Source organism: Spirosoma migulaei (assembly GCF_054776855.1).
The window spans coordinates 91593-114054 of sequence record NZ_BAAHBG010000037.1 but is presented as its reverse complement, the minus strand read 5'-3'; the positions used below and the strand labels follow the sequence as shown (position 1 = coordinate 114054).

Annotated in this window: 17 protein-coding genes; 10 read left to right on the top strand and 7 right to left on the bottom strand. The window is 47.7% G+C overall.

Translation table 11 applies throughout. From position 1 onward, the window contains the following. The first annotated feature begins 11 nt into the window (after window positions 1-11). The 5 genes from ACYVGO_RS33335 (at window position 12) to ACYVGO_RS33315 (ending at window position 4915) form a co-directional block, all read left to right on the top strand. Window positions 12-833, top strand: coding sequence for a DUF4290 domain-containing protein (locus ACYVGO_RS33335; protein WP_246859423.1), 822 nt, complete (start codon window positions 12-14; stop codon window positions 831-833). A 117-nt stretch (window positions 834-950) separates the two neighbouring features. Then, complete coding sequence (gene murA / locus ACYVGO_RS33330) at window positions 951-2258, top strand: UDP-N-acetylglucosamine 1-carboxyvinyltransferase (RefSeq protein ID WP_142770856.1); 1308 nt, start codon at window positions 951-953, stop codon at window positions 2256-2258. A 186-nt stretch (window positions 2259-2444) separates the two neighbouring features. Further along, entirely contained in the window at window positions 2445-3089 is a 645-nt protein-coding gene (locus ACYVGO_RS33325; RefSeq protein WP_460973060.1) for a DUF305 domain-containing protein, read from the top strand. 42 nt (window positions 3090-3131) lie between these two features. Beyond that, window positions 3132-3956, top strand: a complete 825-nt coding sequence (locus ACYVGO_RS33320; protein WP_460973059.1) for a bacteriorhodopsin — start codon at window positions 3132-3134, stop codon at window positions 3954-3956. Window positions 3957-4018: 62 nt separating this feature from the next. Beyond that, window positions 4019-4915 (top strand): SAM hydrolase/SAM-dependent halogenase family protein, encoded by an 897-nt coding sequence (locus tag ACYVGO_RS33315; protein ID WP_460973058.1) that lies wholly within the window; start codon window positions 4019-4021, stop codon window positions 4913-4915. Between the two features lies 1 nt (window position 4916). Here the strand turns inward: ACYVGO_RS33315 and ACYVGO_RS33310 are convergent, their stop codons facing one another. Beyond that, window positions 4917-6749 carry an ABC transporter ATP-binding protein gene (locus tag ACYVGO_RS33310; RefSeq protein ID WP_460973057.1) on the bottom strand — a complete coding sequence of 611 codons (1833 nt, stop codon included), beginning with the start codon at window positions 6747-6749 and terminating at the stop codon, window positions 4917-4919. 167 nt (window positions 6750-6916) lie between these two features. Between ACYVGO_RS33310 and ACYVGO_RS33305 the strand changes: the two genes are divergently transcribed. The 3 genes from ACYVGO_RS33305 to ACYVGO_RS33295 are packed head-to-tail and all read left to right on the top strand — an operon-like array spanning window position 6917 to window position 8711. Continuing rightward, a complete protein-coding gene (locus ACYVGO_RS33305; RefSeq protein WP_460973056.1) occupies window positions 6917-7261 on the top strand; it encodes a PadR family transcriptional regulator in 345 nt (114 codons plus the stop codon). Beyond that, the gene (locus ACYVGO_RS33300; protein ID WP_460973055.1) at window positions 7261-7971 is read left to right on the top strand and encodes a hypothetical protein; all 711 of its coding nucleotides are present in this window, start codon (window positions 7261-7263) and stop codon (window positions 7969-7971) included. Before ACYVGO_RS33305 ends, ACYVGO_RS33300 begins: the two co-directional genes overlap by 1 nt. A 38-nt stretch (window positions 7972-8009) precedes the next feature. After that, entirely contained in the window at window positions 8010-8711 is a 702-nt protein-coding gene (locus ACYVGO_RS33295; RefSeq protein WP_460973054.1) for a hypothetical protein, read from the top strand. A gap of 15 nt (window positions 8712-8726) precedes the next feature. Here ACYVGO_RS33295 and ACYVGO_RS33290 read toward each other — a convergent pair whose 3' ends face one another. From ACYVGO_RS33290 to ACYVGO_RS33280, 3 genes are read right to left on the bottom strand one after another with little or no spacing between them, the layout of a single operon-like run. Further along, window positions 8727-9722, bottom strand: coding sequence for a YhdH/YhfP family quinone oxidoreductase (locus tag ACYVGO_RS33290; RefSeq protein WP_460973053.1), 996 nt, complete (start codon window positions 9720-9722; stop codon window positions 8727-8729). A 4-nt stretch (window positions 9723-9726) separates the two neighbouring features. After that, the gene (locus ACYVGO_RS33285; protein WP_460973052.1) at window positions 9727-10815 is read right to left on the bottom strand and encodes a glycosyltransferase family 4 protein; all 1089 of its coding nucleotides are present in this window, start codon (window positions 10813-10815) and stop codon (window positions 9727-9729) included. Between the two features lie 21 nt (window positions 10816-10836). Next, on the bottom strand, window positions 10837-12174 hold the full coding sequence (locus ACYVGO_RS33280) for a Fic family protein (protein ID WP_460973051.1): 1338 nt from the start codon (window positions 12172-12174) through the stop codon (window positions 10837-10839). Between the two features lie 121 nt (window positions 12175-12295). Between ACYVGO_RS33280 and hemE the strand changes: the two genes are divergently transcribed. Beyond that, window positions 12296-13324: a uroporphyrinogen decarboxylase gene (gene hemE, locus ACYVGO_RS33275; RefSeq protein ID WP_460973050.1), complete on the top strand. Its 1029-nt coding sequence runs from the start codon at window positions 12296-12298 to the stop codon at window positions 13322-13324. A 200-nt stretch (window positions 13325-13524) separates the two neighbouring features. On the opposite strand, the gene ACYVGO_RS33270 is transcribed toward hemE, so the two are convergent. The 3 genes from ACYVGO_RS33270 to ACYVGO_RS33260 form a co-directional block, all read right to left on the bottom strand. After that, window positions 13525-14520, bottom strand: coding sequence for a bifunctional heptose 7-phosphate kinase/heptose 1-phosphate adenyltransferase (locus tag ACYVGO_RS33270; RefSeq protein WP_460973049.1), 996 nt, complete (start codon window positions 14518-14520; stop codon window positions 13525-13527). A gap of 89 nt (window positions 14521-14609) precedes the next feature. Next, window positions 14610-16127, bottom strand: coding sequence for an NADH-quinone oxidoreductase subunit N (locus ACYVGO_RS33265; protein ID WP_460973047.1), 1518 nt, complete (start codon window positions 16125-16127; stop codon window positions 14610-14612). Window positions 16128-16237: 110 nt separating this feature from the next. Then, complete coding sequence (locus tag ACYVGO_RS33260) at window positions 16238-17047, bottom strand: TerC family protein (RefSeq protein WP_460973046.1); 810 nt, start codon at window positions 17045-17047, stop codon at window positions 16238-16240. A 349-nt stretch (window positions 17048-17396) separates the two neighbouring features. Here ACYVGO_RS33260 and ACYVGO_RS33255 point away from each other — a divergent pair, with 349 nt between their 5' ends. Beyond that, a complete protein-coding gene (locus ACYVGO_RS33255) occupies window positions 17397-22460 on the top strand; it encodes a translocation/assembly module TamB domain-containing protein (protein WP_460973045.1) in 5064 nt (1687 codons plus the stop codon). Window positions 22461-22462: the final 2 nt, after the last annotated feature.

Sequence of the window (22462 nt, the reverse complement as noted above, 5' to 3'; positions counted from 1 at the left end):
TGGTTGACAACATGGTCAACATCGAAGATCGGGAAAAACGCACTCGTTATGCGCATATCCTGATCGAATTGATGCGGCAAATTCACCCCAACATGAAAGACGGTCAGGATTACTACAATAAATTGTGGGATGACCTGTACATTATGTCTGGTTTCACACTGGATGTTGATAGCCCATATCCGCCCCCATCCGAAGAAGCACTAGGCAAAAAGCCCCAGCGGGTTCCCTACAACACGCACCATCTGAAATTTAAACATTTTGGCCGCAATGTAGATTTATTGATCGCTAAGGCTGTCTCGCTGGAAGAGCCTGAGGAAAGGCGTGCCTTTGTTTCTTACCTGACACGCCTGATGCGTACGTTTTATCAGGCCTGGAATAAAGAATCCGTTGAAGACGAAACTATTTACCAGAGCCTGATCGAACTCTCGAACGGTAAGCTCTACGATGATATCAAGCTTATTCGGGAAGAAGGTTTGGTTGAAGCTACTCCCCGCGAACGTACAGGCGACCAACCCCAGCGAATCGGAGGTAATGCTTACCGCAACGATCGAAACCGGGATGGTGGATCAGGATCGAACCAGGGACGACCAAACCGGGATGGTGGCCAGCAGCGTAGTAATTTCGGTAATCGGAATAACCGGGATGGTGGACCACGCGATGGAGGATCGGGATCGAACCAAGGCGGACGACCCAACCGCGATGGAGGATCGCGTGATGGAGGTCAACGTAATTTCGGTAACCGAAATGGTGGGCCAGGCGGGCCAAATCGGAACAACGACCGGAACCGGAACGATCGCGACGGCGGATCAGACGGCCCACGTCGGAGACGATAAATTTTTAATGGTGATCGGGTCGCCGGTGCGATTGTAAATGATGAGCACAGATGTAATCAGCATCATTCATCATCGCATCGGCGACCCGGTCATAATTCATCATTCACAATTCTACGAATGGCATCTTTTCAAATTACAGGTGGGCGTAAGCTCAAAGGCGAACTCATTCCGCAGGGAGCAAAAAACGAAGCGCTGCAAATCCTCTGCGCCGTATTACTCACGAAAGAACCTGTTATCATTCATAATATTCCCGGCATCCGAGATGTCAACCAGCTTATTGATTTGCTGGGAGACCTGGGCGTTTGGGTAACCAAAATTGGTGAAAGTTCGTATCGTTTTCAGGCCAGCGATGTTAATCTGGACTACCTGGAATCCGACACGTATAAACGTAAGGCAGCCGCTCTTCGCGGATCGGTTATGTTACTCGGCCCTATGCTGGCCCGATTCAAAAAAGGGCGTATTCCTCGCCCCGGTGGTGATAAAATTGGTCGTCGGCGGTTAGATACGCACTTTTTAGGCTTCGAGAAGCTTGGGGCTCAGTTCAATTATGACGCTAATGACGGGGGCTATTACCAGGTTGACGCCAGCAACTTGCGTGGTACCTATATGCTCCTCGACGAAGCATCAGTAACCGGCACGGCTAATATCCTGATGGCCGCTGTGATGGCTGAAGGGATCACAACAATTTACAACGCTGCCTGTGAACCCTATCTTCAGCAGCTGAGTAAAATGCTGAATTCGATGGGTGCGAAAATCACCGGAGTAGGCTCTAACCTGCTCACGATCGAAGGCGTTACGGAATTGAAGGGGACTGAGCATACGATGTTGCCCGACATGATCGAAATTGGCTCGTTCATTGGCTTAGCGGCCATGACTCAGTCGGAGATTACGATTAAAAACTGCCGGATTCCTGAATTGGGTCTCATTCCTGACCAGTTCAAACGGCTGGGTATTCAGATGGAGTTTCGGGGTGATGATATTTATGTTCCGGCTCAGGAGCACTACCAGATCGAGAGTTTTCTGGATGGCGGCATGATGACCGTGGCGGATGCCCCCTGGCCCGGCTTCACCCCCGATTTATTGAGCATTGTTCTCGTAACCGCCATTCAGGCGCAGGGAACCTTACTTATCCACCAGAAAATGTTTGAAAGTAGGCTATTCTTTGTGGATAAACTGATCGACATGGGCGCTCAGATCATTCTCTGCGATCCACACCGCGCTACCGTAGTTGGCTTAAACCGGCAGGTTCCTCTAAAAGGAATCCGCATGTCGTCGCCGGATATTCGGGCAGGGGTTGCGTTGCTCATTGCAGCCATGTCGGCCAAGGGAACCAGCATTATCGACAGTATCGAGCAAATTGACCGGGGTTACCAACACATCGATACGCGGTTGAATGCCATCGGCGCGGAGATTATTCGGTTGTAATCTATCAGGTCATAGATTTTATTTTGCTGGAAGGGACCGAAATTCGGTCCCTTCTTGTGTTTCAGAATCAGCTTATCTCTCTGCTACAAAGCCACATCCACTAAACCTTCTGGCCTAATTCTTGTCTTTAAGGTATAAGCCAGTTACTTTACCGGCAAAACGTATTCCATGAACTCAGTACACACAATGAAAACGCTCCAATCCAATCTATCAATCTGGGCTTTTGCGGCCCTTTTAGCCAGCGGTTCGTTAGTGGCCTGTGCCCAGGCAACAACCGGCACAACCGCAGCCGCTGCTACTACCAACGATCCTGCTAAAACAACGCTTCTTGTCCCTTTACAGCAGACGGTTACCCAAATAAAGAAGCTGGTACCAACGGGCGACCCGGACTTTGATTATGCTTTTCAAGCTAAACTTCATGCACAAGGTGCTCAGAATCTACTGAAACAGGAAATCCAGAGCGGGAAAGATACAGCACTAACCAAAATGGCCAAAACGCTGCTGACAACTACCGATTCGGATGTGACTATGCTGGATGGAACGCTCCGTCAGCTCAAGCCAACGCGCCCCGTCCAGGCTTTTTCCCAGCAACAAAGCCGCAATATCGAAGCCATGAGCCTGAAATTGCAGCAAACAGGTTCCAGCGATAAATTGACGAGTAATCTGGATAAGAACTTTTCAACCTTATTGCTCGATCATCGTCAGGATGCAATTGATCTGGCTACGACCTACCTGCAATACGGTAAAAACGCTACACTGCGGACCTATGCTCAGCAGTTGATTGACAAATCGAAGGTGGAAATGACTCAAATTAAGGCAATGCCTAAATAAACGAGTGGTTATGCGGTGCGTTTAGAAATGGTAGGTATATTCATGCCTACCATTTCTGTTTTTATGGAAGTTGCCGATTCATTTATTCCAACGGCAGGCACTGTTGGTCTTTTACCCATGGTTACGTATTTTTTCCTGATCGTAGCTATGTTTGCCTTTTTAGGCATGTTCATCTTCGCACTGGTTTCGCCAAGAATGACTGGCCCAGCTCAGGAAAGCCCGGTCTATAGCACGATTTCTAGTTTGACTATTATTAGTGTCGCTGTAGCAGGCCTTACCTATTACCTGATTCAGACCTATTACTACAATACACTGTCAGAAATAGCTACTGTGAGCGATCCGAATGATCGACAGACGCTTATTCGGGAGTCGTACAATGCCATTGGACAGTATCGTTACATGGCCTGGTTTATTACAACACCCTTACTTCTGTTTCAATTACTTAACTTACTTCGCATTCGGGTTAGCGCTCATAAACGACAAATAGCGGGTCTACTGATGGCCACGCTATTTATGGTACTGGCCAGCTATATCGGTCACGAGCAGTTGTCATTCGACAACGAAATTCAGCTTGTCCCCAAATTAGTCTGGGGACTTATTGCGCTGATCGACTATGTCTCGATCCTCTTCACGCTAAATCGTCTCTGGAAAGAATTCGGTGGACAGGCGCATCCAGCTTTCCGGCTATCGGCCCAGCTAATCGGGGGAGCCTGGGCAATTTATTTCATTGGCTATTTCCTGACCCTCGCCCCTATTGATTTTAACTGGATTCACCTTGCGTTTACGCTTGCCGACGTAGTGAGTTTGATTGGTATAGGAATGATTATTTATTTAGCGAATACGAATCGTTGGACTACTAGCTCTTGATTCTATAGATTTTACTGATGCTGTTGACTCTATAGAAACAACTTTACTGCTCACTCATCACTATGCGAGTCATTTACGGGTTCACATTTCTGCTTCTTATACTTTTCAAACCACTGGTTCAGGCTCAGAATGGTGTTGTGGTTTTCCAGTCTGATTTTGGTCTGAAAGATGGGGCTGTGTCGGCGATGAAAGGCGTAGCCCTGGGCGTATCACCAACGCTCAAATTGTTTGACCTCACACACGAGATTCCGGCCTACAACATTTGGGAAGCGGCCTATAGGCTCTACCAAACAGCGCCTTACTATCCAAAAGGAACCGTTTTTGTATCAGTTTGCGATCCGGGCGTGGGTACAGATCGTCACTCGGTTGTACTGCTCACAAAATCCGGGCATTACATCGTTACGCCCGACAATGGTACCCTCACGTTAGTAGCCGAGCAACTAGGTATCAGTCAGGTCCGGCAAATTAACGAAGCGATTAATCGGCGAAAAAACTCAAATGAATCCTATACCTTCCACGGACGGGATGTATATGCTTACACCGCTGCCCGACTGGCTTCGCGCACCATTACCTTTGAACAGGTTGGCGCGAAGTTGCCAAATGAAGTGGTTCGATTACCGTACCAGAAAGCGGAATACAAAGCCGGAATCGTAAAGGGAAATATCCCTATACTCGATATTCAGTACGGGAACGTCTGGAGCAATATCCCTAAGGCTATGATTGAGCAACTCGGTGTGAAACCGGGAGCCCCCCTTCATGTTCAGATTTACCAAAACGATAAGCTCCTCTACGACAAATCCGTTCGTTGGGTAAATACGTTTGGCGAGGTTGCCATCGGCGAGGATATGGCGTATATTAATAGCCTGATGAACTTTTCTATTGCGGTTAATCAGGGCAGTTTTTCGGAGACCTATAAAGTATTTAGTGGGCCAGAATGGACAATAGTTGTGAGTAAGTAAATTAAACACTCTGCATCGTACTCAGTTTCCGGTAGAACCCTTCATCCAGCGTCAGTAATTCATCGTGCCGACCGCGCTCCACAATACGACCCTGATTCACGACCAGAATCTCATCGGCATGTTGAATCGTGCTGAGTCGGTGGGCGATTACGAGAGTTGTACGATTAGCCATCAGGCGGGTTAGTGCTTCCTGAACCAGTTTTTCGGATTCCGTATCAAGAGCCGATGTGGCTTCATCCAGAATCAGAATCGGGGGATTTTTCAGGATAGCTCGGGCAATGCTGATCCGCTGCCTTTGCCCCCCCGACAGTTTCCCCCCCCGATCGCCAATGATGGTCTGATAACCATCCGACTGTGCTATAATGAAGTCATGGGCATTGGCAATGCGGGCGGCTTCCATAACCTGCGCTTCAGTCGCTACGCTGCCAAAGGCGATATTGTTAAAAATCGTGTCGTTGAACAGAATACTTTCCTGCGTGACAATACCCATCTGCGAACGTAGTGAAGTCATGGTGCAATCACGCAAATCCACACCATCAATCAGAAGTTGGCCAGAAGTTGGATCATAAAACCGAGGCACCAGATCGGCAATGGTCGACTTACCGCCACCCGACGAGCCTACCAGCGCAATGGTTTTTCCCTTGGGCAGATCAAAGCTGATGCCACGCAAAACGGGCGTATCGGCATTGTAGGCAAAGGATACGTTCTTCACCGAAATCCGGTCACTAAAGTTGGCGAGTGTCACCGCATTCGGCTTGTCCTGAATGGCGGGTGGCGTATCAATTAACTCCAGTACGCGTTCTCCCGAAGCCAGTCCCCTTTGTGATCCGCTAAATGCATTGGAAATGTCTTTAGCCGGACGCGTTACCTGCGAGAAAATAGCGATGTAAGCAATGAATTCAGACGCTGTCAGCTCCGACTGTCCACTTAATACCAGCGATCCACCGTAGAATAAAATACTAGCCACAACCGCTACACCTACCACTTCCGAGAACGGAGATGCCAGTTCCCGCCGGTTGGCCAGCGAGCGAATGGCATCCCGATACCCTTCATTCTCACGACGGAATTTATCCAAAATAAAGCCTTCGGCTACGAATCCTTTCACCACACGCATACCACCGAAGGTTTCATCCAGCAGGCTCACCAGGCCGCTTAATCGTTGTTGCCCCTCCTGCGCGTCGCGTTTCATTCGCCGAACAAGGGTGGCAATAAACACACCCGAAACCGGAATCACCAGGATAGCGAACAAGGTCAGTTTGGCCGAAATACTGAGCAGCGCAATGATATAACCAATCAACAAAAACACTTCCTTGGAGGCTGCCGAGAGCGTATTGGCAATGGAGTTTTCAACTTCCTGTACATCGGTCGTGGTACGGGAAATGAGGTTTCCTTTCCGCTCATTCGAGAAAAAACCGAGGTGTAATTGGAGCGTCTTCGCAAATACGGCTTCACGCAGCTTCGCCACCATCCGCGCCTTGAAGGACTCTAACTGCCTAACGGAAAGGTATTTAAATAAATTATTGAGCAGTACCGACAGAATAATGACGAAGCAAACGAACTGTAGCGCGCCAACTTTACCGTACTCCTGAAATACTTGTGCGAAATAGTATCTAAAAAATTCGGTAGGACCGGTAGTCAATGAAGGAGCTGGCTGGCTTAGAAATTCCTGCATTTGTTTGGCATCGACCTTATCGAACAGGATACTGAGCAGCGGAATGAGCAAGGTGAAATTCAACACGCCAAATACGCTGGACAGTAACGACGTCAGTACGAACGGCGTCAGGAATCGCCCCAGTGGTTTGGCAAACGAGAGTAATCGAAGGTACGTTTTCATTATTCTGCAAAGTTAACCGGGATTTAACTGATTTTTGGATTTACAGGATTTCGTTAATCACCCATGCGGGACACAAAATCCAGTAAATCCAAAAATCAGTTAAATCCCGGTTCAGAAATTATACCTAAGACTTGTATGTATATAGATTTCTTTTGTACGTTTGAGGCATGAACGCTCCCAATAACTCCTCTTTACTGAAAGGTAGCTTGTCGGTCATGATTTTGCGGTTGCTCGAAGACCGCGAGAAGATGTACGGCTACGAGATTACGCAGAAAGTGAAAGACCTAACAGCAGGCGAAATGGCTATTACCGAAGGTGCCCTTTACCCCGCCCTGCACAAACTCGAAGCCGAAGGTCTACTTACCACCGAAACGCAAATTGTAGATGGCCGCGCCCGTAAGTACTACTCACTCACCAAAACCGGCCATACCGAAGCCGCCGGGCGCATCGCTGAACTAGCGTCATTTCTGGAGAATCTGAATCTGGTATTGAACTTGAAACCTAGTATTTAATGATGCTCACTCCCATCCAACTTCGCCTACTTCGTCACGATCTGCTCAATTTAGCCAACATTAGCTACCGTGAGATTATGGATGAATTACTCGATCATTATGCAAGCCTGACAGAAAAATGGATGGGTGAAAATTATTCTTTTGCCGAAGCCAGTCGGAAAGCCTGGCTTGAGTTAGGAAGCGGGCCGGGCATTCTACACATTCAGGAACGGTATAAAAAACTATTGCTTCATCAGTTACAGATTCAGCACTGGGGCATCGTACGCCGTTATTTTCGCTGGCCCACACTTATAACGACGTTATTAGTAGGTCTGTTGGCCTATTCAACTGCCAAAGCATTATCGCCGGGTATGCTGTCTGCGGTGTTTTTCGTATGTGTATTTGCACCCTATCTGTTATTTATCCCCAGCGAACTACGTCTGTTTTGGCATATACGAATACGAAAACAAACCCTATTGACTTCCCTTCGTCGCGAAGTCGTTTACCGGCAAGCCCGATACGGCAACTACATCTATTTGGTTGTCATTCAGCTACCTATACTCGTGGGGTCATTCTTTTTTGATGGTGCAAACTCAGTAATGAATCACCCTTATTTGTTCGAGTGGCATACCGGTTTATCTGCCGCCCTCGCGTTTGTTGCCATCATGTACATGCTTACTTACGCTGAGCTTTATCATAAACAGTCTGCTCAAGGTTTTGCTAACGCTTAACCCACCCTAATTTGCCATTCATAATTCAAGTAGATACCATGCTCACTCCCGCCCAACTCACTACTATTGACTACCATCTTCGCGAGGTAAACCTACTCACGGACGAAGAGCTAATTCTTGAACTGACCGACCATTACACTACAGCCATTGCCGAACGCATAGCGCAGGGCATGGCGTTCGAAACTGCTTTGACTGATACTCAACAGGCTTTCGGTGGTCGTAAGGGGTTACAAAAAATGGAGCGTCAGTACAATCGCGTAACGTTTAAACATTATGACGAACAATGGCGTCAGGCATTGATTAGCCAGTTTCAGAAGCCATTGCTTTGGCGACAAACAATACCTTCTTATGCCCTACTCCTTCTTTTCTCATTTGTTGTTTTATTGCCAGATCCGATAGCCGAGCCCAAATGGGTTACCTTTTCTGAGGGCATGCTTACAGGGCTATTCTCAGGAGTTTTGATTTCTATACTAGGCATGCTGTGGCCTTATATGAAAGCTACTTTTCAACATGGTTTTCATAACGTCCCAGCAGAGACGTTGTATCTGATGAAACGTAGGAGTATACTTATGCTGATAATCTACAGCACTGGGATTATGGGCTATTTCTGGCTATTACCCCTTCTTCCAGTCCCAATTCAAGCAATTTTAGTATCGCTTTATTTCGCAAGCCTATGTTTATTTATGCTTACTTCTCACTTTATGCAGGAGTTACTGTATGAATACGTACCAAGTCGTTGAATCCGAAAAAGCGTGTTAATCAATTCGCACCAATGCCCTACCCTGCATTTTACCCTGGAGTATGGTTTGAATGGCGTCAGGAACCTCAGCTAAACTTAATTCGTGAACCAGGCTTTCCAAGCCAGCAGGCTTCCAGTCGGTGGCCAGCAACTGCCATAGTGAAGGTCGCTGATTGATGGGATGCTCCACTGAATCAATACCTGCAAGCTGAACGCCACGTAGAATAAACGGAAATACGGTAGTAGGTAATTCGCCCCCGTTGACCATACCGCAACAGGTGGCCACGCCACCATAGTTCAGACTTTTGAGTACCGTTGCCAGCACCAAACCACCCACCGTGTCGACTGCTCCGGCAAAGCGTTGTTTTAGCAGTATTTTACCTGTTTGATCCTCCATGTCGGAGCGCGGAATCAGTTCGGTTGCGCCTAACGCGGTTAGAAAATCGTTTGCGGATTCCTTTGAACTCACGGCGCTAACAGCATAGCCTAACTGCGCTAAAATCGCCACGGCTACAGAACCAACGCCCCCCGTTGCGCCGGTTACCACAATAGGGCCTTTATCTGGCGTAATCCCATTTTTGATCAGCGCCTGTACCGATAATCCAGCCGTGAAACCCGCCGTTCCATACATCATGCTCTCCCGGAGAGTCATTCCATCCGGAAGTTTCACGATCCAGTTGCCCGGAACTCGTATATATTGCGCAAAACCTCCGCTGGTATTCATGCCCAGGTCAAAACCCGTCACAATCACCTGATCACCGGCTTTCCAGCGCTCATCTGTCGACTCTTCGACAATGCCAGCGGCATCAATACCCGGCGTATGCGGATAATTCCGGGTAACACCCCTATTCCCCGAAGCCGATAACGCGTCTTTATAATTGAGCGATGAATACCAAATCCGAATCAGGACATCGCCTGCAGGTAATTCGTCGATATGCTTTGTGGTAATCGCCAGGTTAAATTGCTTCGGTTCAGTTTCTGAAACCTGTAGGCATTGAAATTCTGTTGTCATATCGCTAAATAGGGGATAATCCGATTAACTCCTCATACAATTTCCAGTACTCTTTCGCCACACTTGGCCAACTGAAACCGGCGGCTCGTCGGCGTAGGCGATCTTCACGCAATGGGTTTTGGCCAAAGTCGTGTAGCCCATCGTGCACAATTTTAGCCATGCTCTCTGGCTCGAAATTTTCAAAATAATAGGCTTCTTTGCCACCTACTTCGGGCAGGCTCGTTAGCTTCGAGGTAAATACGGGCTTACCGAATGTCATAGCTTCGGCAACGGGTAGTCCAAACCCCTCCGTCAATGATGGGAATAAAAATGCTTCACAATGGGCGTAGAGCCACAATTTAGTGGCTTCATCGACTGCGCCAGTCATCAACAACCGATCGGCCACACCGAGTTTCTCGGCCTGTTCGCGGATGTGTTGCGCATACGAATGGCGGTCGGGACCGGCCAGAACGAGCCGATAATCAGGAAAGGCTTCAAGTAGTGGAAGAAGCGTATGCACGTTCTTCTTTGGATGAATAACGCCGACGAAGAGAAAGAAAGATGATTGAGTGAATTGGACAATCGGGGAGCCTGCAGGCAAATCGACGGGTGTGTTGTTTGGGTTGACAGCTACGCCCGTATAAACGACCTTCAAAGGCAATGTTTTAGGAACATGCAGATGTTCCTTAACCACCGACGCCGTAAAAGCTGAACCAGCAGTGAGCAACGATGCACGATTGATTTTCCGCTGAAGCTGAGCAATTCGTCGGGCTTTTTTAGCTTCTGAATAATCAGCCCGTTCCAGGAAATTCAGGTCATAAATCGTCAGCATTAGTTTTGCCGACTGAGACCGACGTGGTAAATAAACAGAGTCCTGATGTAAACAGTGCCAAACATCATATTGGCCGGAAATCCAAATCTTACGTCGCCAGGATGCTTCAATATAGGATACCGAATCGCCAAAAACGCCTGATTTTCCTCTTGGTACCAGAAACGTAAGGTTCCAACTAGTTGGGCATTGGCGAACAAGTTCGTGCCCCAAATGTAAACACACCTGACCTAACCCACTGTTGAGATCACGTAAACGTTCGGCATCGATAAAGAGAGAAGGCATAGCTATGTGTAAAGCACAAAACTACGATTTGCCGGTCAAACGTTCGCCCTGTATATAATGTCTCTCTTTTCCATTGATTGGCAGTTCCTCAAGAAACCCCACTTTTACCAAAGCGCGGATATCATTTCGAGCAGTTTGATTGGATATGCCGAGCCGTGTCTCAATTTCCTTAATAGACACCGTACCGCTTGGATTCTGTCGTACCCACTCCACTATCTGCGCCTGACGGGGCGGCAATTTTTCAGTACGCTGTAAGGTTAGTAATTGGCGTTTTTCCTGGTTTTGCTGGTCAATATATTTCTTTAGTTCATCGTACGCCCGGCTAAGCGTTTTTACCTGATAGAGAACAAAATAAGTAAGATCATTTTCATCGGCTTCAGCATATTGGAAGGCCCTATAATACTGTGCTCTTGACTGCATAATAATTCGGGAAATAGATAAATACTCCGTCAACCAATAGCCCTTACGCAGGAGATACCAATAAAATAAGGCTCGTGCCGTTCGTCCGTTTCCATCGGAAAATGGATGAAAATAGCCAATCAGAAAATGGATAATGCTTGCTTTTACAACCGGATGGATAAAAAAATCGGGTGTCTCATCATTAAAAAAGTGGCATAACTCGCCAACAAATGCTGGCAGAGACTTATGAGTAGGTGGCGCATGAACGACATCCCCATTAATGGCATCAACTACATAAATGTCGTCGTTTTGCCTCAATTGGCCTGATTCGTTGGGTTTCTCTAAAGTATCTTCAGTAATTAACTGATGTAATCTTAATAGCCCTGCTTCAGTCAGAGGCTCCTTTTTTGTTTTAACAATGTGTTGTATAGTTGAGTAATTATTGACGATCATTCGTTCCGAAGTATTTCGTGGTGCACGATTCTTCCGAAGCATTTCTTTAGCGACTAACCTCGATGTAACAGCACCTTCAATCTGGCTCGACGCGATAGACTCTTCCATAATAGAACCAATAAGATAGTGGTGCTTATCCGCTTCACTAGTAGCCGTTTCCTGTTCACCAAGAGCCCCTGCCAAGTGTAAATCGAACTCATGGAGCTGTTGCTCTAGTGAATCTGTCTTTGTAAAATAAAACCCATGGTTGGCCAGCTCAATGTAGCGTCTGCCACGCGAACGATCCTCTTTTACAACTGACCATAAGTCAATAGGTGTGAGCACATCCTTATATTCTGTAGGTACTCTATATTTTACTTCACTCCAATACAGATAATCGTCATTTATTTTTCGAATAATCCCTTTTTTATATAAGTCAGCATGTAGGCCCAATAACCCTTTTTCTATAAAGTTCTGAAAATAGACCTCATATGGTTTATTAGCAGGTGGAACCTCTATCTTTCCCATATTATTTCACAATATTTCCCAAATTTTGAAATATTGTGAAATCTAAGCTATTTAACCTTAAAGAGCAATCATCAATACAACTGAGCAATTAAGATCTTCTTTTCAAACCTATCTTTGCACCATGACTTTACAAAATGATTTGCTGCTCCGCACAGCACGGGGCGAATTGACCGAGCGCGTACCGGTTTGGATGATGCGCCAGGCCGGACGCGTGTTACCCCAATACCGGGCAGTTCGGGAGCAAGCTGGCAGTTTTATAACCCTGGCAAAAACGCCCGAATTAGCAGCTGAAGTGACCATTCAGCCCGTCGATGCGTTCGATGTGGATGCCGCTATTATTTTCTCCGATATTCTGGTAGTACCCGAAGCAATGGGGCTTCCCTATGAAATGATCGAAAGTCGTGGACCGGTTTTCCCAACCACGGTTCGCAACATGGCTGACCTGAGCCGACTGCGTGTAGCCGATGCCGAAAGTGATCTGGGTTATGTACTGGATGCCATTAAACTCACTAAAAAAGAGCTGAACAACCGGGTACCGCTTATTGGTTTTGCGGGAGCGCCGTTCACCATTTTCTGCTACATGACTGAAGGTAAAGGCTCAAAAACCTTCTCGGTAGCCAAGAAACTACTTTATACCGATCCTGATTTTGCCCATGCACTGCTTCAGCAAATTACGGATAGTACCATTGCCTATTTGCAGGCGCAGATACGCGCCGGAGCCGATCTCATCCAGTTGTTCGATTCGTGGGCGGGCATTCTTTCTCCCGAACAATACCGCACGTTTTCACTACCCTATATTAAACAGATTTGCGATCTTATTACGGACGTACCCGTAACGGTTTTTGCCAAAGGTGCTTTCTTCGCCCGGCACGAAATTGGGCAGTTGAGCTGCGATGTTGTCGGTCTTGACTGGAACATGGACCCGCACGAATCACGACAGTTGATCCCAGACCGGGTCTTGCAGGGCAACCTGGACCCTTGCGTTCTCTACGCTGATTTTTCCCAGATTCGGGCAGAAGTAAAGCAGATGCTCAGTTCATTTGGCCACCAGCATTATATTGCCAATCTTGGCCACGGCATTTATCCCGATACTGACCCCGACAAAGCAAGGTGCTTTGTGGATGCGGTGAAGGAGTTTTCGGTGCTGTAAAGGCAAACCTCTTCCGAGTCCGTGATAGCAGGTTTTAGAACCTGCCATGTTAGGTTTTGAGAAACCTAACATATTGCTGACAAGTAACTGGCACGAGTAGGTTTCTCAAAACCTACTCGTGCCGGGTTTTAGAACCCGGCACCACGCAGAGTGAGCCTCTAAGTAGCTTTCCACAGGGTTGGCAGCCCAACCACGTTACATTACAAATTCTCTTTCGCTTCTTCTTTTAGCAGTGCCTTATCAATTGGCACTACGCCAACCGATTCACAAACTAGCCCCCCACCAAGATTCGATAAGCCCGCAATAATACTCGGCGATTGTTTTAGGGCAACACAACAAGCAGCAATGCTTATCACAGTATCGCCCGCACCCGATACGTCGGCAATCTTACGAACGTGGGCGGGGAGTTTCAGTTGCTCATCGTTGTAGTCAATAAAAGCGCCACGTTCCGAGAGAGTAATAAGCGCGCCTTTCAGATTTAGCGTCTCCTTCAGTTGGGTAACAACTGCCTGAAACTCCTCAGCGTTGTCTACGTCGAATTCAACTTTTAGGCCTTCACGCAACTCCTTCAAATTTGGCTTGAAAAGCGTGGTATTCGAATAAGACAGGAAGTTGCGTTTCTTCGGATCAACCACGGTTGGAACGCCCTGTTCATTGGCAAAGTCGGTGATTTCGGCAATGGCTTCTTTGCTCAGAACACCTTTATCATAGTCTTCAAAAATAACGACGTGGCAGGTCGGAATCAGCTCTTTTGCTTTCGCAATTAACTGCGCCCGTTCGGTAGATGTGATATATTTATCGGTTTCAGTATCCACACGCACCACCTGCTGCGAACCAGCAATAATCCGCTCTTTGATCGTCGTAATTCGGTCAGCACTTCGGATAAGGCCATCGCAGTTCAATTCTCGGTCGCAGAGTTCCTGTTGAAGTTGATCACCCGGCCCATCGGTACCGATAATTGAGCAAATAATTGCTTCGGCACCGAGTGCCTGTACATTCAGCAATACGTTACCCGCACCACCCAGGCGCAACTCCCGCCGATCAACCGTTACGACTGGAACGGGTGCTTCGGGCGAAATTCGCTCAACGCGCCCCCATACATAGGAGTCGAGCATAACATCCCCAATAATCAGAACGCGGAGTTTATCGAACTGATCAAACAGTTCATCGAGGGTCATATCCAGGACCGGATTCATAGGCACAGAAAACGTATTGAGGAGCAAAGAAACGAAAAAAGTACCCTTTTCTGAACGTCGACAGGTTCATTTGATCTAATGGAGGTTAGTTACCAGTTCACCAACCAATGTAAAAGAAGCTCTGGTTTCAGAAATAAAGCGATTATGGGCATGACTAATCCAACAGCCAGCCAGGCAGCAACTTTGGGTACTGGAAGAGCTAACTGAGGCTCAGATCGGGAAGCCATCGGCCGAAAAAAGAGGAGAAACGGAATTTTAAGATAATACACCAATGAAATCAACGCATTCAGCAGGCCAAGCACAAACAAGGCCAGTAACCAGGCATTCCCTGTATGTTGATAAGCATCGTAAAGCGCAGAGAATGACAGGAGTTTAGCGGTGAAACCAACCGTTGGCGGTAAACCCGTTAGGGCAAGCATAACCACCGTCAGGGCTACCGACAATAAAGGCTGTTTGGTGCCCAATCCCGCAAAGCTGCTAATCGTTAAATCGCTGCCATTACTGCGAGCCAGCAAATCGACCAGGAAGAAAGCAGCCAGCGAAATAAACAGGTAGGTGCCAACATAGAACAACACGGCTTCAAAGCCAGCCTGATTCATGGCCACAACGCCCACCAGCAAAAAGCCAGCATGGGCAATTGTTGAGTAAGCTAATAGTCGTTTCGCATCGGTTTGACGCAGGGCGGACAGATTACCAATCAAAATACCAGCCAGCGCCAGTATAACCAATGGCGTTTGTAATGAACTCGCCGTAGCACCACCAAAAGACGATTCCTGCGGCAGGGCCGTTACAATCCGCATCAGAACTAGTACAGCAGCTGCTTTGGGCCCAATCGAAAAGAAGGCCGCCACGGGTACTGGAGCGGCTTCGTACGCATCGGGGGTCCAGACGTGGAAGGGAACACCAGCCAGCTTAAAAAACAATCCGGCTCCCGTTAGCAGAATAGCTACTGTAGCCACAGCTGTATCTTGCCGGGCGAGTTCTGCCCCAAACACATCAGCGGTAAGATCAAGCGTGCCGGTCATACCATAGAGTAACGACATACCGTACAGCATGATCGCTGAACTGATCGCCCCAAACAGGAGATACTTAATCCCGCCTTCAGATGCCTTACGATCGGCGGTGAGCGCTGTTAGTAGATAGGAACAGATGGAAACCAGCTCAATGCTCAGGTAAATGCTTAGCATGTTGACTGATAGAGTCATCACAAACAAACCAAGCGTCATAGCCACGAGTAATGAGTACCATTCCAGGGGCAATTTCGGTCGGCTACCCAGTTGCTCCGATGGTGTGAACGCTTCGTACAGCAGGACAACTGCTGCACTCAACGCAATAACAACCTGGCTAAAAATAGCCTGATTATCAACAAACAGCAGATGCATGAATAGGTACCCTCGCGTAGGCGCTAGCACAACCCAAACGCCAGCAACCAAGACGATCCCAACACTTAATCCAGCCAACCATTTACGAACCCTGGGCATCGGCATAACCCGAACGAATACCAGTTCGGCTACCAGCAGCACACAAAAAGACGCCGACAACCACACCTCCGGTCCAAAACCGCCGAGGCTATTGATAATGTCGTGTAATTGATCGGTTAAGGACAAATCAGGGATTCGTGAAGTGAGTGAAGTAGTGGATTAGGGGAAGTGGGTAAAGTAAGTATGGTCACTAAAACCGACTGCACTTACTTCACCCACTCAACGAATCGCCAAAATTAGATCATTCCATCCTGATCGGGCTGGCCTTCGTAGGAATGCAGCTTAACAGGTTTCTGTTTTTTACGCAGGCGAATGTTCAGGAATTCGACCAGGAGTGAGAACGCGATCGCAAAATAGAGATAACCTTTGGGTACGCTACCCACTTCCTGGTCGAAGATGACAACTTCCGACAGGTGGGCTCCCTCAGCTACCAGCATAAAACCAATCATAATCAGGAACGTCAGCCCAAGCATTTGAATCGTGGGGTGGTCATTTACGAATTTACCGACGGGTCCGGCAAAGAACATCATGATTAGGATAGATAAGATTACCGCAATCATCATAATGGCTACGTTCTGGGTCAGACCAATTGCCGTCAGGATAGAGTCGATCGAGAAAACGATATTGGTAATAGCAATTTGCGTAACCACGCTCGAAACGGTCGTTTTGCTTTTCACATTACCCGTTTCCTCATGGTCGCCCCCTTCCAGTTTGTGGTGAATTTCGGAGGTGGCTTTGTAGAGCAGGAATAATCCCCCACCAAACAAAATCAGGCTCTGCCCTGTAAAGGCTGCTTTAAACCAGCCAGCGTCAATGTGCGTAAACGGTTTGCTGAGTGATATAACTACCGAAATTCCCAGCAAGAGTACGAGTCGAAAGGCCATGGCCAAAGCCAGACCAATATTCCGGGCCTTAGGCTGGTCTTTCCTGGCAAGCTTATTGGCCGCTATGGAAATAAAAATGATATTATCGATACCCAGGACAATTTCCAAAAAGGTCAGGGTTAATAAACTGATAATGGATTCAGCAGTAAAGAGGTTGCTCATGGTTGAACCGAAGTGAAGCCCAAAATTACCCCCTTCACCCCGTGTCTGCAACAACTTGTTCAAGAAAGAGTCCTTGCACCTTACAAAAGGTTAGCTGATTAGACGATTGGTTGATGCCAATGACTAGCGTATAGCAACAATAGTACGGCAAAGCGCGTATAGACTAAAGAGCTTTTAAACTGGTTAGCCAGGCTGCTCAATTTGAAAAATTGTAGATGTTTCTGGACATTTAGTAGCTTTGACATTATCTGCTTAACATATTTCCTTCCAGACGAGTTATGAAAGGAAACCTTGTTATCTCTGTACAACGCTAAACCGGTTTCCAGCCAACCGGAAAACTTAATTTATTGTGGCGAAACTGATCGTTCGTGTCCTTCTTGGTATCCTTGCGCTCGTTCTGCTGCTGGGGGGATTCGTGGTGCTTGTGGCAACTACACCCTGGGGGCAGCAGTTCGTAACGAAGCAGGTGAACTCCTACCTCGCAAAAAAACTTCAATCGCCCTTTCATATTGGTCGCGTTACATACTCGATTCCCGACTGGATTGAGTTAGAAGATGTTTTCTTTAAAACACCCAAGGGCGATACACTTTTAAATGGTGGCCGCATGCGAGTGGACCTCGATATGTGGGGCTTGCTGAACAACCGAGTTGCCCTGAATCAGATTGAGCTGGAGCATATTCGCCTGAACGTCACCCGAACGTTACCCGACACTGCGTTTAACTTTCAGTATATCCTCGACGCGTTTGATACAGGTACCGCCCCCGAACCCTCCGACACTGTATCGACGCCAATGGCCATTAAGTTGACGGGAATTGCGCTTCGGGATGTTCGGATTAAGTATAAAGATGATGTAACAGGAGCTGATGTAAACGCCTACCTGGATAGCCTTCGGGCCACGTTCGACAAGACTGACGTAAACAAATCCCAATACCATTTATCGAACGTAACAGCCAACGGACTGAACGTGTATACGCGCCTGTACGAAGGCTTGCCTACGCCACCAGGTACACCCAGTAAACCCGGCGATACACTTGATCTTGCTCTTGGAAAATGGCAGATCAATCATGCCAAGTGGGACATTCGGGTTGAAACCGCCGATTTCAAAACGCAGGGCAGCGCCGAGCAATTGGCCATGGAGTCGGATTATTTATACCTGGAGGGCGAAAAAATTGGTATCAAATCCCTCAACCTTACCAATGCGGATGTTGCTGCCATTTTAACCAAACCTACTAAAAAGCCAACCGTTACGGCTCCAACAGCCACAACTTCCTCTTCCCCAGGATGGCAAGCAAAAGTCACCAATGTTCGGTTTGCTAACAACCGCATTCGGTACGATGACGAAACAGCACCTCGTCAGAAACAAGGCTTGGATTATGGGCACCTCGATTTACGAAATCTGGGTATCGACGGGCGCTTTCTGGTTTATCAGGATTTAGGCAAGCGTGGCCAACGCATTAGCGGACAGCTCCGCAATGGTCGTTTCCGGGCAACCAGTGGCTTTGTACTTCAGCAACTTGACGGAAATCTGCTCTACACAGATACGACTACTACGCTGACTAAGCTCTATATTCAAACACCAACCACCCTCCTTCGGGATCAGCTGGTACTCCGTTACGATTCGCTCGGTCAGTTGAGCAACCCACGTTTTGCCAAGCGAGTGAACGTTCGGGTAAATCTTCGCGACAGTCGCCTATCGGTAGATGACGTGCTTCAACTGGCACCTTCGTTAGCCGATACGCCCCCCTTTGCAGGGAACAAAGGGGGCGTGTTCAAAGCCAACGCTCAGGCCGTGGGTACATTGGCTGCGCTGAATCTGCCGCGTGTTGAACTGACCATGCTCTCCGGCACGAGAGTCCGGGCCAGTGGTAAGCTGACAAACGTAACCGATCCTGACCATTTAGGTGTAGCCATGACGGTGCAGGAAGCAACCACCAGCCTGGCCGATATTAACAAGCTGGCTCCCAAAGGGTCCATTCCCTCATCCATTGCGTTACCACCTTCTATAAAACTGACCGGAAAAATTAATGGTCAGTTGAATGACCTTATTTTAGATACGAAAGTAAATACCGAATGGGGTACAGCAGATTTCGATGGACGATTGGCGGGCTTTGTTTCGGGTAAAAATCAAACCTATAAAGGAACGCTTAAGCTCAATGAGTTCGATGCGGGCAAGTGGCTCAAGCAAACGGGTACCATTGGTAAAATAACCGGCCGGGCCACCGTTGATGGGCGCGGTATCGACGTAAAAACGCTGACAACTAATTTTGATCTAGCCATACAATCAGCCGATCTGAACGGCTATACGTACCAGAATCTGGATGCAAAAGGTCGATTAGCCAATGGGTTACTAAACCTAACCGGTGCTCTTAACGATCCCAATGCGAACCTAACGATTGATACGAAAGTCGGATTGAAAGGCGAATTTCCGAGTGTGGTTGGCGAAACGGTTATTCAGGAATTAAACTTGCAAAAACTAAAACTGTATAAAGACCCGCTCTCACTCAAAGGAAAGATTATCCTCGACATGGCTTCTACCGATCCGGCCAAACCCGTCGGCACCGTTTCGGCGAGTGACGCCGTGTTGAGTCTGAATGGGAAGAGCTATCCCATTGATTCGCTCTACGCCCGATTAGCCGCGGATGGGAACACAAAAAACGTAGTTGCCCGATTGCCGGGTGCTCAGCTCAAACTAAACGGGCAGTTTAATTACGCACAACTCTACGACATCATTGCGGGTGAAATCAGTCAGTATATCGCTTTGCCTTCGTTAGCCTACAAGAGAATTCCGCCACCACACGCCTTTACACTATCGCTAAAAGCGTATCAGAATCCATTATTTCAGGCCTTTGTCCCTGATTTAACCCGTCTGGATACCGTCCGGTTTGACGCTTATCTGGACAATAGTCGCGATACAACCCTATCGGCTACCTTGCGCACAGGTGTTGTTGTGTACGACACTACGACGTTAAAAGGGAGCACATTTGCGCTGAGAGGAGCTAACAATCAATTGAAAGTTGATGGGCAAATTGATGGTGTGTTATATAACGGCATGAACATCCGGCAAACGGATCTAAATGGGGTAGCCGCCAATAACCAGTTCCGATTTGCCATTGTCAATAAAGACTCCATCAATCAGGATCTTCATGGTCTTGCGGGCACATTGAGTGTTGTTGACTCTAGCTACCGCTTCAAATTTGCCCCCAATGGATTGCTTACCAATTACGAACGCTGGCAAACTGATACTGCTGGCTTCGCCCAATATGGTAAAGATGGCGTACTGATCAATAATATACGCATTGCAACAGGTCAGCAATCACTTGAAATAAACAATACAGAACAGTATGGCAACGCCCCCATTCGGGTAACGGCCCGATCCATTGAGCTGGCTAATCTGGCACGATTGGCCAATCAGGATACAACCCTGGCCAGCGGACAGCTGAACGGTACCATTGTTGTGCGCGATTACATGAGTACGACAAGTAGTCTCGCCTTCATCGGGTCTATCTATGTGGATAGCCTGAAGGTGATGAATAAGCCTATCGGTAACCTAACCGCCCGCTTTAATAATAGCTCGGATGGCCGAATCAACGTCAACACAGCCCTGTCAGGACCTTATAATGACGCAACCGTAACAGGTTTTTATAACCCAGAGAACGCCAAACAAGCGCTTGATCTGGCTATTAAGTTGAACCGATTAGATGCCCGCACCATTGAAGCCTTCAGCTTTGGTGAACTGCGCCAGGCAAAGGGTCAGCTTGTTGGTGATTTCACGGTAGCGGGCGCGATTGACAATCCCGTCATGGACGGTAGCGTAGCCTTCGACTCGGTGGCGTTTAACATCAAGCAACTGAATGCAACCTACCATATTGATCAGGAGAAACTCGCATTCTCGGGCCAGACGATTACGCTGAATTCATTTAAGTTACGAGATGAAAAGGGCCGTATCCTCACAACTGATGGAACCGTTGTTCTTAAAAACTTACCAGATGTAGCCTATAATCTACGCGTTCGGGCGGATCATTTTCAGGTGTTGAATGCTGCTCGGAAAGACAATGACTATGCCTACGGACAAGCCTCGATTACCTCGGATCTACGGATCAAAGGAACAGGAAGCAGTCCTTCGGTCAATGGTACGATCCGACTTGATGAGGATAGCAAAATATCGATGGTCCTGCCCGACCAGTCATTAAATGCGGATGAGTCTAACAAGATCGTCACGTTTATCAATCACAAGGACTCATTGGTACTGACCAAGTATCTATACAAACCGAAACCAGATAGTTTAAAAACACCCAGGCTCGCCTTCGATCAACTCACCAATTCGACGATTTCCCTCGACCTCGAAGCGGATGAGAAATCGGAGTTAACCATCGTCGTTGATGAGCTTAATGGCGATAACCTGCGAGTGCGGGGAAATGCACAGCTCAATGTGGGCGTCAATGCCTCTGGCCAGGTGACCGTGTTGGGCCGCTACGAAGTGACTGAGGGTTCTTATTCACTGACCTATCAGGTATTGAAACGACAGTTTGAGATCCAGAAGGGCGGTTATATCAACTTCACGGGCGATCCCCTCAAAGCCGATATCAATATGACCGCCATCTACAAAGTTTCGGTCCCCCCCGGCGATTTAGTCGGTAGCGAGATGACAACCACGGACGCAGCAGGCCTTAAACGCAAACTGCCATTCGAAGTAGCTTTAGGTATAAGCAACAACTTAGCCGCTCCGAAACTAGACTTTGATATTCGTTTGCCAGAAGTCGAAAATAATTCAGATGCATCCAATAGTGAACTGGGTAACAACATTGAAGCGAAGTTAAAAACCTTACGGCAGGATCAGTCGCAGATTAATAAGCAGGTATTTGCACTCTTGATTCTCAACCGCTTCCTACCCGAAAACACATCGGATTTCTTCTCGGGTTCGGACAATGGCGGGCTGGATACCCAGGCGAAAAATATAGCCCTTGGTAGTGTTAGTAAACTCCTGTCTGATCAGTTAGGGCGGCTGGCATCGAATGTGCTAAAAGGGTTTGATGTAGACTTTAATCTCTTGTCGCAGGCAGGTAGCGCCAATACGGGCGGTACCACTAACGGCAGCCGTACCGACTTGAACGTGGGCCTATCCCGGAGTTTTCTATCTGGCAGGGTCACGGTTTCGGTAGGCAAAAACTTCATTCTGGACAATTCGGCCAGCGCAGCCACACCCAGTCAGAACCAGGTATTCGACAACGTATCTGCTAACTACAACGTTACGCGCGACGGTCGATATGTGCTTAGAGCATACCGGCGCAATGACTATCAGGCTGTACTGGATGGATACATTATTGAAACAGGAGTTGGGTTTATTATTACCGTGGATTATAACACACTGGCAGACATTTTACGCCGGTCGCCCGGTACTCCCTCAGCGAATTGATC